This is a genomic window from Stenotrophomonas sp. YJH_SMC_57, assembly GCF_059369755.1.
The window spans coordinates 118,706-135,391 of the sequence record NZ_JCAFSZ010000008.1 but is presented as its reverse complement, the minus strand read 5'-3'; the positions used below and the strand labels follow the sequence as shown (position 1 = coordinate 135,391).

Sequence of the window (16,686 nt, the reverse complement as noted above, 5' to 3'; positions counted from 1 at the left end):
CATGACGTATTTCCTGCCGCGCCGGCTGCCACGCCCGCGCCTGCACGGCAGGCGCGCTGCGGGACTGTCGCTGCTGGAAATGCTGCTGGTGATCGCGCTGATCGCGGCCATCGGGCTGATCACCGCAGCCGGGCTGTCGCGGGGTTTTTCAGGCATGCAGCTGCGCAGCGCCGGCAAGGACATCGCCAACCAGCTGCGCATGGTGCGCGCGCAGGCGATCGCCCGCGGCGAGCCGCAGCGCTTCGTCATCGAACCGGCGCGACGTCGCTGGGAAGGCGCCAACCAGCGCGTGGGTGAAGTGCCGCCACAGCTGCAGGTGCAGTTCGAAGGCGCCGCGCAGCTGGCCACGGCGCCGGGGCAGGGCGTGATCGAGTTCCATCCGGATGGCGGTTCCAGCGGAGGCCGCATCCGCCTGCAGCGCGACGGCGCCGAATGGCGCATCGATGTCGGCTGGTTGACCGGCGAAGTCCGTTCCGGCCCCTGGCGGGAACAATGAAGCGCAGCGCACGTGGCTTCACCTTGCTGGAAGTGATCATCGCCTTCGCCCTGCTCGGGTTGGCGCTGACCCTGCTGCTGGGAAGTCTCTCCGGTGGTGCGAAACAGGTGCGCGATGCCGAGGTGCGTACGCGTGCGGTGCTGCATGCGCAGTCGCTGCTGGCCGAAGCCGGCGTGGCCTCGCCGTTGCAGGTCGGCAGCCAGCAGGGTGACTGGGAACAGGGGCGCTACCACTGGGAACTGCAGGTGCAGCCGTGGGTGGAGCCGCGAGCCGGCAACCAGGCGCAAACGCAGGCGCCGGGAATGCCGTGGCTGGCCGAACTGCAGCTGCAGGTGCGTTGGGGCGACAGCGAACGCGAGCAGCTTCGCTGGCGCAGCCTGCGCCTGTTGCCGCCGGACCTGGAGAACGCGCGGTGAAGCGCGGCGCCGCAGGCTTCACCCTGGTGGAAGTAATGCTGGCTACGGTACTGCTGGCCGGGGGCCTGGCGCTGGCGTTTGCCAGCGTGCGCTCGGCGATGGCGGTCAGCCAGCGCGGCGAGCAGATCGCCGCCGAGAGCGAGCGCATGCGTGCGGTGGAAGCGCTGTTGCGGCGGCAGCTGTCCGCGGCGCTGCGTACGCCGCTGGAAGCGCCGGACCCTACCCGCGAGCCGATCTTCTTCCAGGGCGAAGAGCAGCGCATGCTGTTCGCCGCTGATCTGCCGGGCTACCTCGGCCGCGGCGGTGCCTACCTGCACGCGTTGCAGGTGGAAGGCCGCAGCGGCCAGCAGCGCCTGCTGCTGGACCTGGTGCTGCTGCAGGAAGGCGAGCACATCGCTGAAAACCCGCCGCGTCCGCCGGAGGTGCTGGTGGACAACCTGAAGTCGGTGCAGCTGCGCTACCGCGGCATCGATGCCAGCACCGGCCAGGTGACCGACTGGATGCCACGCTGGGACGACACGCGGCGCCTGCCGATGCTGGTGGAGATCCAGATCGTGCCGGCCAAGGGCACGCCCTGGCCGGCGCTGGTGGTGGCGCCGCGTGCCGGTGGCAGCGGAGGTGCGCGATGAACCGGGTGCGGGGCGCGGCGCTGGTGCTGGTGCTGTGGCTGATCGCGCTGATGACGGCGCTGGTGGGAGCGTTCGCGCTGAGCGCGCGTGTCGAGCACCTGCAGCAGCAGGTACTCGATGGCGACGCTCGGGGCCAGGAACGCGCGCGCGCGGGCATGGAATATGCGCTGATGCGCCTGTCCGCCGACCCGCAACGGGCACCCTGGCGCGCCGACGGCCGCACCTATCGCTGGCAGTTCGATGACGCCAACATCGAGATCACGGTGCTCGACGAGAACGGCAAGATCAATCTGAACCTGGCCGACGTGGCACTGCTGGAGGCGTTCCTGAAGGCGCTGGGCGAGGAAGACGGCAGTGCCCGGCAGCTGGCCGGCGCCATCGTCGACTGGCGTGACGAAGACAGCCTGCTGCAGCCCGGCGGCGGCGCCGAGGCGCCCGACTACGCCGCGGCGGGGCTGCCGTACGGCCCGCGCAACAAGCGTTTCGAGACACTTGGCGAGCTGCAGCGGGTGCTGGGCATGCGCGGTCCGCTGTACCGGGCCATGCTTCCGCACCTGACCCTGTACAGCCGCCAGTCGCGTCCGGATCCGCAGTTTGCCAGCGCGCCGGTGCTGACCGCATTGGGCCTGGATGCGGACACGCTGCTGGCCCAGCGCGCCCAGCAGGAGCGTGACGCCGATTCCGCTGCGGGTGCGTCAACGCTTGCCAGCAGCAGTGGCACCTATAGTATCGAGTCCCGTGTCACCGACGGCAGTGGACGCCGGTCAGTGCTGCAGGCAGTGGTACGCAATGGCTCGGGCGGGGTTCCCGGGCGGACCTACACAGTGCTTCGCTGGGAGCAGGGAATGACAGCAAGATGACGGCGTGGCAGGACAGTCTGCGACAGGTGCAGGGCCGGATCGGTCCTGGCGCCGGCCGTTTCCTGCGCTGGTGGCGGCAGTCGTTGCTGGCCTGGGTGCCGGTCCGTTGGCAGTGGGCGCTGGGTTGGGCGCAGGCACGCCTGCTGCTGCAGCGTGAGGGCGACCAGCTGCAGGTCTGGCGTGAGGCCGGCGAGCGCCGTGAGTCCGTGGCGCGGCTGCCGTGGCCATTGTCGCCGGCCGAGCTGGACCGGGTCCTGGAAGCGCGCCTGCGCAGCCTGCCGCGCGTGTGGCTGCTGCCGGCCAGCGAGGTGCTGCGTCGCCATCTGCGGTTGCCGGCCGCCGCCGCCGACCGCCTGCGTGCGGTGGTCGGCTTCGAGATCGACCGCCAGACGCCGTTCGAATCCAGCCAGGTCAGCTATGACGTGCGCGAGCTCGGAGCGGCCGGCGAGGGCCAGCTGCAGGTCGAACTGGTGGCCTGGCCGCTGCGCCAGCTGGACGCCTGGCGCGGCAGCGTGGGCCCCTGGGCCGATGCGTTGGCCGGTGTCGATGCCATCGACGTGCAGGGCAACACGCTGCAGGTGAACCTGCTGCCACCCGCGCAGCGCCAGCTGCAGGCCGATCCGATGCGGCGCTGGAACCTGCTGCTGGGCGTGGCTGCCGTGGTGATGCTGGTGCTTGCCGGCCTGCAACTGCTGGACAACCGACGCGCAGCGGCCGACGAACTGCGTGCAGAGGTGGAACGCAGCGCGCGCAGCGCACGCGGCGTCGCCAGTGAACGCGCGCAGCTGCAGGCGCTGATCGACGGTGCCGCGTTCCTGGAAAAGCAGCGCAGCCAGCGCGCAGGCACGGTGGACATCTGGACCGAGTTGACCCGGCGCCTGCCGGAGGGCACCTATCTGGAAAAGCTCGCCATCGAGAACAACAACCTGCAGCTGATCGGGCTCAGCCGCGAGGCCTCGCAGCTGGTGCAGCTGCTGCAGGACGCCCCGCAGTGGCGCAAGGTCAATCTGACCGGTGTACTGCAGGCCGACGGTGCTGCCAGTGGCCGTGATCGTTTCACCATGACCGCAGAGCTGCAGCCGTTGCCGGCGGCGGCCCCGACCCGGGAGGCGGCCGATGCCGATGCCAAGCGCACGCCGTGACCGCTGGCTGGCACTGGCACTGCTGCTGGCAGTGCTGGGCCTGGCCTACCTGCTGCTGGTGCACCCGTGGTTCACCCAGCCCCTGCGCGAGATCGATGCCGATGTCGCGGCGCTGCGCGAACGCGAGGCGCGCGTGCAGGCGCAGCTGCAGCAGCAGCCGCAGATCGAACAGCGCCTGCGCGCCACCCGCGAAGCGTTGCAGCAGCGTCCCGGTTTCCTGCGCGAAGCCACCGCCGAAGCCGCCGCTGCCGCGCTGGGCGCGAAGCTGCAGGATGCGGTGGCGATGGCCAGCCCGGGCAACCGCAGCTGCACCATCAGCAACCGTACGCCGCTGACCGACAACCGGCGCGATGCCGAGTTCGTGCGCGTCGCCATGCAGGTGCGCCTGCGCTGTGGCGTCGCCGAACTGGCCACGGTGCTGCACAGCCTGGAGACCGGCAGCCCGCGCCTGTTCGTCGACAACCTCAACCTGATCGCGCAACGCTTCCAGCAGTCACCGAACGAATCCGGCCTGGGCCTGGACGTGTCGTTCGAACTGGCCGGTTACCTGCTGCCGGGCGCGGCGACCGATGCGGCCACGCCGGCCCCGGCGGCTGAACCGGCCCCGCAGCCGCAACCACAGCCGTCGCCGGCGGCCGCGGCGCCCGCCCCGGCGGCGCCGGCCGAGGGGCAGGAGGTGGCCGATGAAACTTGAGCAGATCAGCCTGCGCACCGGCTTCCTGCTGGCGTTGGCGGGTTGGGCGGCGGCGGTCTGGCTGGCCACCGGCTTTGGCCTCGGCAGCCAGTTGCCCGCAGCCGATGGCGATGCGGATGCAGGGCCGTCGTTGCCGGCGTTGCCGGCCCTGGCCGCCGAGCGCATGGCCAGCGCAGACAGCTACAGCGCGATCAGCGAACGCCCGCTGTTCGCCGAAGACCGCAGGCCGCGGCCCTACCTGCTCGGTGGCAGCGAACCAGCCGCCAGCGCGGCCCTGCGCCTGACCGGCGTGCTGATGACCGGCAATTTCAGCATGGCCACCTTCACCACCGAACAGAACCGCTCGGTGCGGCTGCGCCTCAACGGCGACGCGGTGGATGGCTGGCAGCTGGTGGCGCTGGAACCGCGCCGGGCCACGGTGATCGGCCCCGGTGGCAGCCAGGTGCTGGAGCTGGCCGTGTTCAATGGCCAGGGCGGTGAACCACCCACCGTACTGCGTGGCGCCAACGGTGCGCCACCGGCCGGGGTGATCGTGGTACCGCCGCCGGCCGGTGCCCCGCCCGCGCCGCCCCCGGCTGCGGCAAGTGCGCAGCCACAGCCACAGCCGGCCAGCAGCGTGCCGCCAGCGGCCGCTACACCGCCTGCCAACAACAACGGCCCCAGCGAAGCGCAGATGCAGGCCATCCGCGAGCGCATCCAGGCCCGTCGCCGCCAGCTGCAGCAACAACAGCAGCAACAACCGTCGCCGCCCCCAGGCGATGGCACCAACCGATAGAGTGAATGCATGAGCCTGCGTTTTCTTCCCTGGTCCTTTGCCCTCGCGCTGCTGGTCGGCTGCAGCACCGTGTCCGCGCCGCATGTGCAGCGCAAGGGCAACCTGACATCCACCACCGAGGCCGGACAGGCCGCGGAGGTCGCCGCCGATGCTGCCCGTGATGCCCAGGGGGCGCCACAGGCGGTGATCCGTCGCGGCACCGGCACCATGATCAACCGCGAAGCGGCCCGCGCAGCGGCACCGGCACTGCACGGGGCCAGTACCGGCGAGGCGACCTTCAACTTCGAAGGCGAGTCGGTGCATGCGGTGGTCAAGGCCATCCTGGGCGACATGCTGGGCCAGAACTACGTGATCGCACCGGGGGTGCAGGGCACGGTCACCCTGGCCACGCCCAAGCCGGTGTCGCCGGCACAGGCGTTGAACCTGCTGGAAATGGTGCTGGGCTGGAACAACGCGCGCATGGTGTACAGCGGCGGCCGCTACAACATCGTTGCCGCCGACCAGGCGCTGGCCGGAACCGTTGCGCCCAGCACCGCGCCGGCGGCCAGCGCGCGCGGCTTCGAAGTAAGGGTGATCCCCCTGCAGTTCATCTCCGCCAGCGAGATGAAGAAGGTGCTGGAGCCGTATGCGCGGCCCAACGCCATCGTCAACGTCGACAGCGGCCGCAACGTGATCACGCTCGGCGGTACCCGCGCCGAGCTGGAAAACTACATGCGCACGGTCGAGATCTTCGACGTCGACTGGCTGTCGGGCATGTCGGTGGGCGTGTTCCCGATCCAGTCGGGCAAGGCCGAGCAGGTCGCCGCCGACCTGGAAAAGGTGTTCGGCGAGGAGAGCAAGACCCCCAGTGCGGGCATGTTCCGCTTCCTGCCGCTGGAGAATGCCAATGCCGTGCTGGTGATCACCCCGCAGGTGCGCTACCTGGACCAGATCCAGCAGTGGCTGGACCGCATCGACACCGCCGGTGGCAGCGCCCGCCTGTTCTCCTACGAACTGCGCTACATCAAGGCGCGCGACCTGGCCGAACGTCTCGGTGAAGCCTTCGCCAGCAGCGGCAACCGCGGCGGCTCCAGCCCGGCATCGTTGGCGCCCGGCGCGATTCCGTCGCAGCTGGGCAGCGACGGCGACCGTGGCATGGACAGCAGCAACGGCAGCAGCAACTTCGGCTCGACCTCCGGCAGCAGCACCGGGGGCAGCAACAACGGCAGCATGAACCTGCCGCAGCGCCAGTCCGGCAATGTCAGCGTCAGCCTGGAAGTGGAAGGCGACCGCGTGGGTGTGTCGGCGGTGGAGGAAACCAACACCCTGCTGGTGCGCTCGACCCCGCAGGCGTGGCGCTCGATCCGCGAGGTGATCGAGAAGCTGGACGTGATGCCGCTGCAGGTGCACATCGAAGCGCAGGTGGCCGAGGTCGCGCTGACCGGCGACCTGAAGTACGGCGTCAACTGGTTCTTCGACAATGCGGTGCTCGGGCAGAAGCTGACCGGTGCTTTGGGCGGCGTGACCCTGCCGGCCGCAGCCGGCGGTTCCTGGAGCAGCTTCGCGGGCGCGGTGACCGGCGCCGATGGTCTCGGCTGGGCGTTTACCGGCCACAACGGCGCGGCGGTGGTGAGTGCGCTGGACAAGGTCACCGACGTGCGCCTGCTGCAGACGCCTTCGGTGTTCGTGCGCAACAACGCCGAGGCCACGCTCAACGTCGGCGACAAGGTGCCGATCAACACCACCACGGTGAACACCGGCGTGGGCACCAGCAGCTACAGTTCGGTGCAGTACATCGACACCGGCGTGATCCTCAAGGTGCGCCCGCGGGTGACCCGCGATGGCACGGTGTTCCTGGACATCGTGCAGGAAGTGAGCAGTGCCTCGGACGTGCCGGAGACCTGCAACCCGACCGAGCGCAACTGCAACCCGCGCATCTCGACCAAGAAGCTGTCCACCGAAGCGGCGGTGCAGAGCGGCGACACCATCATGCTGGCCGGCCTGATCACCGATTCGGCCACCGATGGCAGCAGTGGCATTCCCGGCCTGAGCAAGATCCCGGTGGTCGGTGCGTTGTTCGGGCAGAAGACCCGCACCAGCCGTCGTTCGGAAGTGATCGTGCTGCTGACCCCGACCATCGTCCGCAATGCCCAGGAATCGCGCAACCTGACCGACGAGTACAGCCAGCGCTTCCGTGCGATGGAGCCGCTGAACCAGCCGCGCGCAAAGAAGTAAGGGGTTTACGGCCGGGCGGCGCCCGGCACCCGCAGAGGCCAAGGCAACAGCAACAGCAACAGCAGCAGCGGGTTTCTGCGGGATGGCGGGGCGGTGTGGATTGGCAGGACACGCCGTAAACCCGTCCATGGGGGCTCGATGGCGCCATCCATGGCGCCAACGGTCCTGCCAACCCACACCGCCCCGCCTCTGACAATTTCCTGCGGCTGTGGTAGGTGTCGACCTTGGTCGACACGTAGATCCACGCCATGTGTGGATGACTTTCCATCGAAATCGAATATTTTGATCTCTGTGAGATCTGAGCCGAGCATGGCTCGGCTCTACAGAAAGCAAGGCCCGACAGGTAGCAGAAATCTGTCGAAGGCGGGGTGGGTCCGGTTGCGGGGGTGTCCGCGGCATGGATGCCGCGGCCAAGCCCCCAGGGACGGGTTTACGGCGTCCCCCGCAACCGGACCCACCTCGCCAACCCCAGGAACCCAGCTTCTGCTCCGGCTGTTGCTGTTGCCTTGGCCTGAAGCAGGCGCCGGGTGCAACCCGGCCGATACCCTCCCGGTGCTACGCTGTGGGCACCGACAACCACGGAGGCGGGATGGGGGCGATCGTGTTGTTGCCGCTGTGCGTGGACGACGCTGCGCTCGACCGCTGCCTGGCGGCGCTGGATGCCGGCACCGCACCGGGTACCGCGGTCTGGCTGGCCGACGATGCGCAGACCGGTCCGCGTGCACAGGCCGTGGTGGAGCACTGGTTGGCACATACGCCGCTGCAGGCCGAATACACCCGGCGCGCACGGCCACTGGGCGAAGTCGCCCACCTTGATGAAATGCTGCGGGCCTGCGATGGCCTGGACGTGGCAGTGCTGGCACCGGACAGCGTGCCGGCGCCGGGTTGGCTGCAGCAGCTGCAGGACGCCTTCGCCCGCGATGCCGCCATCGCCACCGCGACGCCATGGTGCAATGCCGGGGAAACGGCGGCCTGGCCTCGGCTGGGCGAGATCAATCCCGAACCCCAGGACCCGGCCGTGCTGGCGCACACCTGTGCCACGCTGCCGACGCTGCATCCGGAACTGCCTTCGGCGGTCACCCATGCGGTACTGGTGCGCGGCAATGCGCGCCGTCGTGCCGGTGGCCTGGATGTGGACAGCTACGCCGGCTGGAACGCTGCACTGGTTGATCTCAGCCTGCGCATGGCCGGGCTGGGATGGCGCAACGTGCTTTGCGAGACCGCCTTCGTCAGCCGGGCAGGGGAGGCGATCAGCCGCGACGGTGATCTTGAAGCGCTGGCCGCGCGCTGGCCGGGCTGGGTGCCACGGCTGGCCGACTTCCTGATGCATGATCCGCTGCATGGACTGCGTGCCGACCTGCAACAGCGCATGCAGCAGGCGATAATGCCGCGCGAACAGGGCGACCTGTTCGTCCCGCCCGCGCCGGAGCCACCTGCTTGAATGTTGCCATTGCCGCCATCGTCGTCACCTACCAGAGTGGCAGCACCATCGATGCCTGCCTCTCGCGCCTGCGCCAGGCGCAGGATGTGGCCGAGATCCGGGTGATCGACAATGGTTCGCTGGATGGCACGCTGGACATCGTGCAGCGGCATGCCAGCCATGATGCCCGCGTGCGTTTCGTCGGCAATCCGGACAATCCCGGTTTTGCCGCCGCCAACAACCGGGGCGTGGCCGACTCGGCCAGCCCGTGGCTGGCCTTCATCAACCCGGACCTGATGGTCGAAGCGGATACCCTGGCCGAGCTGAGCCGCCGTGCCGAGGCGCTGGGCGATTGCCTGCTCGGCGTCGAGCAGCTGGACGAGCATGGCCGGGCCGACGAGGCGGTACGCCGTCGCGATCCCGATTTCCTGTTGATGCTGCGGTCGCCCGGCCGGGGTTCGAAACTGGCGGTGCCGCGCGATCCGCACCAGGCCCTGCAGCGCGTGCCGGCGCTGTCCGGTGCGTTGCTGATGATGCCGCGCGTCTTGTTCGACCGCATCGGTGGGTGGGATGCGGGCTACCGCCTGCATGCCGAAGACCTGGACCTGTGCCGCCGTGCGCGCGAGGCCGGCGCGGTGGTGGCGATCGCCAACGATCTGCAGGTGACCCACGTGCGCGGTGTCTCCAGCCGCTCGCGGCCGTTCTTCGTCGAGTGGCACAAGCACAAGGGCCTGTGGCGCTACTTCCGGAAATTCGAGGCGAAGCAGCGCCCGCTGCCGGTACGGGCTGCGGTATGGGCGGCGATCTGGGCGCATGCGCTGATGCTGGTACCACGCCTGCTGCGCAGGTCGCTGTAGCAGAGGGCGGCGGCGGACCCCCGGTTCACCCCGGCGGGCGCATAATCCGCCCCATGCCTATCATCCAGTCCCTGCTCGACACCGACCTGTACAAGTTCACCATGATGCAGGCGGTGCTCCATCAGCACCCCGGCGCCCAGGTGCAGTACCGGTTCAAGTGCCGCACCCCCGGCATCGACCTGGCCCGTTACATCGACCAGATCGACGAAGAGATCGACCACCTGTGCACCCTGCGCTTCAGTGACGCAGAGCTGGATTACATGCGGGGCCTGCGTTTCGTAAAGCCGGACTTCGCCGATTTCCTCGGCCTGTTCCATCTCGACCGCAAGTACATCCAGCTGCGCGCGTCGAAGGCGGTGCCTGGCGAGATCGAGCTGGACATCACCGGCCCGTGGCTGCACACCATCCTGTTCGAAGTGCCGCTGCTGGCGATCATCAACGAAGTCTGGTTCCGCAACACCACCACGGCCGACTTCGCCGAGGGCGAGCGCCGGCTGCAGGCCAAGGCCGCGCTGCTGCGTGATACCCCCGGCTTCGAGCAATGCCGCATTGCCGACTACGGCAGCCGCCGCCGCTATTCGCGTGACTGGCACGCGCGCCTGCTGCCGTTGCTGCGCGATGCCCTCGGCCCGCAGCTGGTCGGCACCAGCAACGTGCACTTTGCCCGGCTGTACGGCATGACCCCACACGGCACCATGGCCCATGAGTACCTGCAGGCGTTCCAGGCGCTGGGCCCGCGCCTGCGCGACTCACAGGTGGCGGCACTGGAATCGTGGGCGCGCGAGTACCGCGGTGACCTCGGCATCGCGCTGTCCGACGTGGTCGGCCTGGACGCGTTCCTGCGCGACTTCGACATGTACTTCTGCAAGCTGTTCGACGGCGTCCGCCACGATTCGGGCGATCCGTTCGACTGGGGCGACCGCATGCTGGCGCATTTCCAGCAGCGCCGCGTCGATCCGCGCAGCAAGGTGCTGGTGTTCAGCGATGGGCTCGACATTCCCAAGGTGATGCGCCTGTACGACTACTTCCGCGGTCGCTGCCAGGTCGCATTCGGCGTCGGCACCCACCTGACCAATGATCTGGGCCCGACGCCGCTCAACATCGTCATCAAGATGGTCCGCTGCAATGGCCAGCCGGTGGCCAAGCTCAGCGATTCGCCGGGCAAGAGCATGTGCGACGACCCGGGTTACCTGGCTTACCTGCGCCAGGTCTTCGAGCTGCCGCAGCCGGAATGACCCCGCCGGTGGGGGCGGGCGCTTACAGGTAGTCGACGACCACCAGATAGGCGCCCTGCAGCGGCTGCTGCTGCGAGGCCTGGACGCGGTAGCGTTCGGAGAAGGCGATATCGCCGGCGCGCATCGCGCTGGCCGACACCGACAGCTTCTGGCCCTGGCGCTTGCCGTCGCGCAGCGTCGCAGCCTGGCCATCGGCCAGCGCCGTCACTTCCACCGTCGAGCCCTTGGCCGACGGCGGGCAGGCCGCCAGGCTCAGTTCGCCCTGGGACAGGTTCGTCGTGCAGCCCGGCTCGGCGATGCGGCCACTGAAACGGATGTTGCCGCTGCTGGCCTGGGCCAGCGCACTGACGGACATCAGGGCCACGCACAGCAGAATGGAGTTCCTCATGACACGTTCTCTGGTTCGGTGTGTCCTAGTTAGCGACAGCTTCGATCAGCCTTTAATAGGACGAGTTCGAATCTGCTAGGGCCATCACCAAGAAAGAGTGATGCGCATCAAAGAAGCTGATTTCCGCCTGAAAAAGGCCGGAGTCCGTGCATGCCGGGTGCGCCACTCAATGCGTCATTGAACGTCGTTTGCGGCCCGACCGGGCCCGCGTCAAATCCTCCACGCCCCACAGGGCGCCATTCCGCTTAGCACGTCACATTTGAGCCGTCAATAAATTGGCGTTCATAAAAATAATGAGACTTTCATCACACTTGTGCCTATACTTGCGTCACGGATTCAGGGGAAGGTATGTCCGAGTCCGGCCACAGGTGAGACGCAAGGATGGGTCTTGTTAGCCCGGCAGTGCTCCTTGCTTCCTCCTCTACTTCTCATCTCTTCAGTAGGGTTAGGTAAAAGCGAATGCACAAGAACACTCTCATCGCCGCTCTGATGCTGGCCGCCGCTCCGCTGGCCGCCAATGCCGCCGACGGCACCATCACCTTCAATGGCAAGGTCACCGACAAGACCTGCACCATCTCGACCCCGGGCGGCAAGGACTTCGCCGTCAACCTGCCGACCGTGTCCAAGAACACCCTGGCCACCGCCGGTGCCGTTGCGGGCCGTACCCCGTTCGCCATCAACCTGACCAAGTGCAGCGCCGGCAACGTCGCCACCTACTTCGAGCCGGGTTCGACCGTCGACTTCAACAGCGGCCGCCTGGTCAACCAGGCCTCGGCCAACGCTGCCACCAACGTGCAGCTGCAGCTGCTGGGCTCCAACAACCAGTTCCTGCCGATCAAGGCTGCCGGCGCTGGCCTGGCCCAGACCAACTCGCAGTGGGTCACCGTCGGCACCGACGGCTCGGCCGACCTGAACTACTACGCTGAGTACTACGCCACTGCCGCCGCCACCCCGGGCGACGTCACCAGCAGCGTCAAGTACACGATCATCTACAACTGATCGTCGCCGTACCCGCATTGGCCGGCGTACGCGCCGGCCAGTGCTCCACGGCCGCTGGCCACACCTCTCGAGCGTAGTACTTCCGATGAAAGCATTCTTTCCCCGGGCGCTGCTGCTGGCAGCGTTCACGCTGCCCTTCTGCCAGGACGCACTGGCCGGCGTGGTGGTCAATGGCACGCGGGTGATCTACCCGGCGCAGGCGCGCGAAGTCACCGTGCAGGTCGACAACGTGGGCGACTCGCCGGCCCTGGTGCAGGCCTGGATCGACAGTGGCGATGCCAACCAGACCGCCGATACCAGCGATGCCCCGTTCGTGCTGACGCCGCCGATCGCGCGCGTCGAGCCGGGCCGCAGCCAGGCGCTGCGCGTGATCTTCTCCGGTGCGCAACTGCCGGCCGATCGTGAGTCGGTGTTCTGGCTGAACGTGCTGGACGTGCCGCCGTCGCCGGACAACGCCGACAACACGGGCGAACAGAATTACCTGCAGGTCGCGTTCCGTTCGCGCCTGAAGCTCTTTTACCGGCCGCAGGGCCTGAAGGGCGTCGCCAACGACGCACCGGCAGCGCTGCGCTGGACCCGCACGGGCGACCGCCTGCGCGTGGAAAACCCCAGTCCGTTCCACGTCACGCTGGCCGAAGTGCATGCCGTGACCGGCAGCAGCGAAAAGGCCGTCGAGGACAAGGGCGCAATGGTCGCGCCGAAGCAGAGCCTGGAGTTCGCCGCGCCGGCGGGCACCGACCAGGTGCGCTTCATCACCATCAACGATTACGGCGGCCGGGTGGAACACACGATCCGCCTCGGCAGCACCGGGGGCTGAACGCGCCGCGCCGGCCCAGGGCCAGCGCATCCCGCCACCGCCGCCGCGCGGCGAATTGAAGGAATGTCAGTGTGATCGGAAACAGATTGACATTGTCGATCCACCAGGCGATCTGCCTGTTGGCAGCTGGCGTGGCCTGCCCAGGATGGGCATTGGCAGCGCCGGCCAATCTGGGCGAGCAGGCGCTGATGGCGCAGAGCGGCGCAGCCAATGCGCGTGCCCCGGAATCGGCCCAGTTCAATTCCAGCTTCCTGTCCGGCCAGGCCAAGCAGGTCGACCTGGCGGCCTTCAGCAATGGCAACCCGATGGTGGCCGGCACCTACCGCGTCGACGTCTACGTCAACGGTGGCTGGCAGGGCCGTCGCGACTTGCAGTTCAAGGCCGACGCGCAGGGCCATGTCGATGCGTGCCTGCCGCTGCCGATGCTGGAAGAAATGGGCGTGGACAGCGAGGCCGTGCTGCTGCAGCAGGACCCGACGCTGCCGACAGACAAGACCAGCTGCGTGCCGGTGCAGCAGCGCATGGCCAATGCCTACGGCATCTACGACAGCGGCAACCTGCGCTACGACCTCAGCATCCCGCAGGTGTTCCTGCGCCGCGAAGCGCGCGGCTACGTCAACCCGGCGCTGTGGGACCGTGGCATCAACGCCGGCTTCGTTGGCTACAGCTTCAATGCCATCGACAGCGACAGCCGCGTCGAAGGTGGCCAGCGCAACCGCAGCGCCTACCTCGGCCTCAATGCCGGCCTGAACCTGGGCGGCTGGCAGTTCCGCCACGACTCGAACCTGACCTGGTCCGAGGGCGATGGCCGCCACTGGCAGAGCATCGCCACCTACGCGCAGCGCGGCATCCCGCAGGTGCGTGGCATGCTCACCATCGGTGAGGCCTACACCACCGGCGAGCTGTTCGATTCGATCGGCTACCGCGGCGCCAGCCTGGCCAGCGACGACCGCATGCTGCCCGACTCGCTGCGCGGCTACGCGCCGGTCGTGCGCGGCATCGCCGAAACCAACGCGCGCGTTGAAGTGCGCCAGAACCAGCAGCTGATCTATTCCTCCACCGTGTCGCCGGGCAGCTTCGTCATCGACGACCTGTACCCGACCGGCTACGGCGGCGACCTGGAAGTGAGCGTGATCGAGGCCGATGGCCGTCGCCGCGAATTCAAGGTGCCGTTCGGTTCGGTGCCGCAGATGCTGCGCGAAGGCGTGTCGCGCTACGCGCTGACCGCCGGCCAGGTACGCAACAAGCTGCTGGCCGATGAGCCGTGGCTGGTGCAGGGTACCTACCAGCGCGGCATCGGCAACCAGCTGACCCTCTACGGCGGCAGTGCGCTGAGCGATGGCTACCTGTCGCTGCTGTACGGCGTGGGCCTGTCCACGCCGGTCGGTGCGTTCGCGGCCGACGTCACCCATGCGCGCACCTCGTTCGATCACTACGGCAACCACACCGGTGCCAGCGTGCGCTTGAGCTACAGCAACATGATCGGCGAGACCGGGACCAACCTGACCCTGGCCGCGTACCGCTATTCGACCGAAGGCTTCTACAGCCTGCAGGACGCGCTGTATGGCCGCGACTCGGACAAGCGCGGCATCGATCCGACCACCCGTGGCCGCCAGCGCAGCCAGTTCCAGGTAACGCTGAACCAGCCGCTGGGCCGTCGCGGCGGCGCGCTGTACGTGACCGGCTCGGTGCGTGACTTCTACGACCGCGCCGGCACCTCCAAGCAGTACCAGGTAGGCTACAACAACGCCTGGCGTTCGGTGAACTTCGGTTTCTCCGCGCTGCGTACCGAAGAAGGCGTGCTCGGTCGTTCCGACACCCAGTACCTGCTGTCGATGAGCGTGCCGCTGGGCCGTGGCACCCACCCGGTGTCGTTCAGTGCCGACCTCGGCATGCGCGACCGCGGCGGCTACGACAACAGCCGCGTCGGCATCACCGGTTCTGCCGGTGTCGACAACAACTTCAGCTATGGCGCGGCCCTGTCCGATTCGCGCGAGGGTGGCACCACCGCGGTCGGCAATGTCGAGTACCGCAGCCGCTACTCGGCACTGAACGCGACCTACAGCCATTCGCGTGACTTCCGCCAGGCCTCGGTCGGTGCCAACGGCAGCGTGGTCGTGCATCCGGGTGGCTTCACCTTCACCCCGCAGCGCGGCGACACCATGGTGCTGGTCGAAGCACCGGGCGCGCGCGATGCCATCGTCAGCAACGCCCCGGGCCTGCGCGTGGACGGCCGCGGCTACGCGGTGGTGCCGTACGTGTCGCCGTACCGCCTCAACACCGTCACCCTCGACCCGCAGGGCATGGCCCACGACGTCGAGCTGGAAAGCACCAGCCAGTCGGTCGCGCCGTTCGCCGGTGCCATCAGCTACCTGCGTTTCGACACCCGCAAGGGCAACGCGCTGCTGATCCAGGTCCGCAACCCCGATGGCCGCAGCATGCCGTTCGGCGCGCAGGTCAAGGATGAGCAGGGCCAGCCGGTGGGCATGGTCAGCCAGGGGGGCCGCCTGTACGTGCGCAGCGAACAGAACCAGGGTCGCCTGCTGGTGGAGTGGGGCGCCGGTGCCGATCAGCGCTGCACCATTGATTACCAGGTTCCGGCGGGCGCCGACGCGTCCAAGACCGGCTTCATTCCGCTGGAGGCAGCATGCCGATGATTCCTTTCCGTGGCCGCAGGCTGCTGGCCACGCTGGCCCTGCTCGGTGGCGCGCTGCTGGCGCAGCAGGCCAGCGCCGCCTGCCGCATCCAGATCAACGGTTTCGTTGCCCAGGATGTGCAGATGGACATGGGCCAGATCGTGATCCTGCCCAGCACGCCGGTCGGTGGTGTGATCAAGGAACTCAGCGTGCCGATCAACCAGCAGAACAACGTCGCCCGTTGTGACTACTGGTATGGTGGCAGCTCGACCGGTGAGTACGTGAATGCGCCGCAGAAGCGGCCGGTGGCCGGCTTCGCCAACGTCTACGAGACCGGCGTTGCCGGTGTGGGCATCCGCCTGTTCCGCGACTCCGGCGCGATCCAGACCTATTACCCGCATTCCATCAACTTCGGCGCCAACTCCACCATCTCGCTGATCGGTGGCCAGTTCCGCATCCAGCTGATCAAGACCGCCGCGCAGACCGGTTCGGGCGTGATCGCGCCGAACGGCCGCTTCACCACCTACTACTTCGATGGCGACGGCCCCAGCCGCCCGGTGCTGACTTCGACCTTCCGCGGTTCGGGCACCACCGTGGTCAGCCCGACCTGCGAAGTGCAGGCCGGCAGCCGCAACATCGCCGTTGATTTCGGCAGCGTGCCCAACACCAGCTTCACCGGCGTCGGCTCGCGCGCGGTCGATCGTGACTTCGAGATCCGCCTGAACTGCCAGGGCAGCAACGTTGCGTCTTACCAGAGCAAGATCGGCATCCGCCTCGACGCCGACCAGGACAGTTCGAACATGCCCGGCGTGCTGAAGCTGAGCGCGGCCACCAACAGTGCGACCCGCATCGGCATCCAGATGGTGCAGCGTGATGGCAGCACCGAACGCGAAGTCCGCTTCGGCCAGGCCATCAATGTCGGCACCACCGCGCCGGGTACCAGTGTCATGAGCCTGCCGCTGCGGGCCCGCTATGTGCAGACCCAGGCCGGGACCGTCGGTGCCGGTGTCGCCAACGGGCAGGCAACGTTCACGATCCAGTACGAGTAACAGCGTTTTTCCATCGCTGAGCACTGCCCCGCACGTCGCCTGTTCCGCAGGCGGCGTTG

Annotated in this window: 16 protein-coding genes; 15 read left to right on the top strand and 1 reads right to left on the bottom strand. The window is 68.1% G+C overall.

Features of this window, described 5'->3' with window-relative positions; all coding sequences use genetic code 11:
- Position 1: 1 nt before the first annotated feature.
- The 11 genes from xpsH (at position 2) to pncB (ending at position 10,738) form a co-directional block, all read left to right on the top strand.
- On the top strand, positions 2 to 496 hold the full coding sequence (gene xpsH, locus AC5P7U_RS12565; protein ID WP_049456877.1) for a type II secretion system protein XpsH: 495 nt from the start codon (positions 2 to 4) through the stop codon (positions 494 to 496).
- Positions 493 to 912, top strand: a complete 420-nt coding sequence (xpsI, locus tag AC5P7U_RS12560; protein WP_049456876.1) for a type II secretion system protein XpsI — start codon at positions 493 to 495, stop codon at positions 910 to 912. Before xpsH ends, xpsI begins: the two co-directional genes overlap by 4 nt.
- Positions 909 to 1,541 carry a type II secretion system protein J gene (locus AC5P7U_RS12555; RefSeq protein WP_049456875.1) on the top strand — a complete coding sequence of 211 codons (633 nt, stop codon included), beginning with the start codon at positions 909 to 911 and terminating at the stop codon, positions 1,539 to 1,541. Before xpsI ends, AC5P7U_RS12555 begins: the two co-directional genes overlap by 4 nt.
- Positions 1,538 to 2,401: a type II secretion system minor pseudopilin gene (locus tag AC5P7U_RS12550; RefSeq protein WP_008268216.1), complete on the top strand. Its 864-nt coding sequence runs from the start codon at positions 1,538 to 1,540 to the stop codon at positions 2,399 to 2,401. Before AC5P7U_RS12555 ends, AC5P7U_RS12550 begins: the two co-directional genes overlap by 4 nt.
- Positions 2,398 to 3,543: a PilN domain-containing protein gene (locus tag AC5P7U_RS12545; RefSeq protein WP_197564415.1), complete on the top strand. Its 1,146-nt coding sequence runs from the start codon at positions 2,398 to 2,400 to the stop codon at positions 3,541 to 3,543. Before AC5P7U_RS12550 ends, AC5P7U_RS12545 begins: the two co-directional genes overlap by 4 nt.
- Entirely contained in the window at positions 3,518 to 4,237 is a 720-nt protein-coding gene (gene gspM, locus AC5P7U_RS12540) for a type II secretion system protein GspM (protein WP_495221168.1), read from the top strand. The genes AC5P7U_RS12545 and gspM overlap by 26 nt, the downstream gene beginning before the upstream one ends.
- Positions 4,227 to 5,012 carry a type II secretion system protein, XpsN-like gene (locus AC5P7U_RS12535; RefSeq protein WP_495221167.1) on the top strand — a complete coding sequence of 262 codons (786 nt, stop codon included), beginning with the start codon at positions 4,227 to 4,229 and terminating at the stop codon, positions 5,010 to 5,012. Before gspM ends, AC5P7U_RS12535 begins: the two co-directional genes overlap by 11 nt.
- A gap of 9 nt (positions 5,013 to 5,021) precedes the next feature.
- Positions 5,022 to 7,226 (top strand): type II secretion system secretin GspD, encoded by a 2,205-nt coding sequence (gene gspD / locus AC5P7U_RS12530; RefSeq protein WP_495221166.1) that lies wholly within the window; start codon positions 5,022 to 5,024, stop codon positions 7,224 to 7,226.
- A 589-nt stretch (positions 7,227 to 7,815) separates the two neighbouring features.
- Complete coding sequence (locus AC5P7U_RS12525; protein ID WP_049456281.1) at positions 7,816 to 8,667, top strand: glycosyltransferase family 2 protein; 852 nt, start codon at positions 7,816 to 7,818, stop codon at positions 8,665 to 8,667.
- Complete coding sequence (locus AC5P7U_RS12520) at positions 8,664 to 9,503, top strand: glycosyltransferase family 2 protein (RefSeq protein WP_495221165.1); 840 nt, start codon at positions 8,664 to 8,666, stop codon at positions 9,501 to 9,503. Before AC5P7U_RS12525 ends, AC5P7U_RS12520 begins: the two co-directional genes overlap by 4 nt.
- Before the next feature lie 53 nt (positions 9,504 to 9,556).
- Positions 9,557 to 10,738 (top strand): nicotinate phosphoribosyltransferase, encoded by a 1,182-nt coding sequence (pncB, locus tag AC5P7U_RS12515; RefSeq protein ID WP_008264910.1) that lies wholly within the window; start codon positions 9,557 to 9,559, stop codon positions 10,736 to 10,738.
- Positions 10,739 to 10,760: 22 nt separating this feature from the next.
- On the opposite strand, the gene AC5P7U_RS12510 is transcribed toward pncB, so the two are convergent.
- Positions 10,761 to 11,126, bottom strand: a complete 366-nt coding sequence (locus AC5P7U_RS12510) for a hypothetical protein (protein WP_004154160.1) — start codon at positions 11,124 to 11,126, stop codon at positions 10,761 to 10,763.
- A gap of 459 nt (positions 11,127 to 11,585) precedes the next feature.
- Here AC5P7U_RS12510 and AC5P7U_RS12505 point away from each other — a divergent pair, with 459 nt between their 5' ends.
- The 4 genes from AC5P7U_RS12505 to AC5P7U_RS12490 all read left to right on the top strand — a co-directional run bounded on the left by AC5P7U_RS12505 (position 11,586) and on the right by AC5P7U_RS12490 (position 16,627).
- Positions 11,586 to 12,125 carry a fimbrial protein gene (locus tag AC5P7U_RS12505; RefSeq protein ID WP_004154162.1) on the top strand — a complete coding sequence of 180 codons (540 nt, stop codon included), beginning with the start codon at positions 11,586 to 11,588 and terminating at the stop codon, positions 12,123 to 12,125.
- 85 nt (positions 12,126 to 12,210) lie between these two features.
- The gene (locus AC5P7U_RS12500; RefSeq protein ID WP_008266722.1) at positions 12,211 to 12,942 is read left to right on the top strand and encodes a fimbrial biogenesis chaperone; all 732 of its coding nucleotides are present in this window, start codon (positions 12,211 to 12,213) and stop codon (positions 12,940 to 12,942) included.
- Positions 12,943 to 13,034: 92 nt separating this feature from the next.
- Complete coding sequence (locus tag AC5P7U_RS12495) at positions 13,035 to 15,599, top strand: fimbria/pilus outer membrane usher protein (protein WP_308308459.1); 2,565 nt, start codon at positions 13,035 to 13,037, stop codon at positions 15,597 to 15,599.
- Positions 15,590 to 16,627: a fimbrial protein gene (locus AC5P7U_RS12490; RefSeq protein ID WP_164087420.1), complete on the top strand. Its 1,038-nt coding sequence runs from the start codon at positions 15,590 to 15,592 to the stop codon at positions 16,625 to 16,627. The genes AC5P7U_RS12495 and AC5P7U_RS12490 overlap by 10 nt, the downstream gene beginning before the upstream one ends.
- The last annotated feature ends 59 nt before the right edge of the window (positions 16,628 to 16,686 follow it).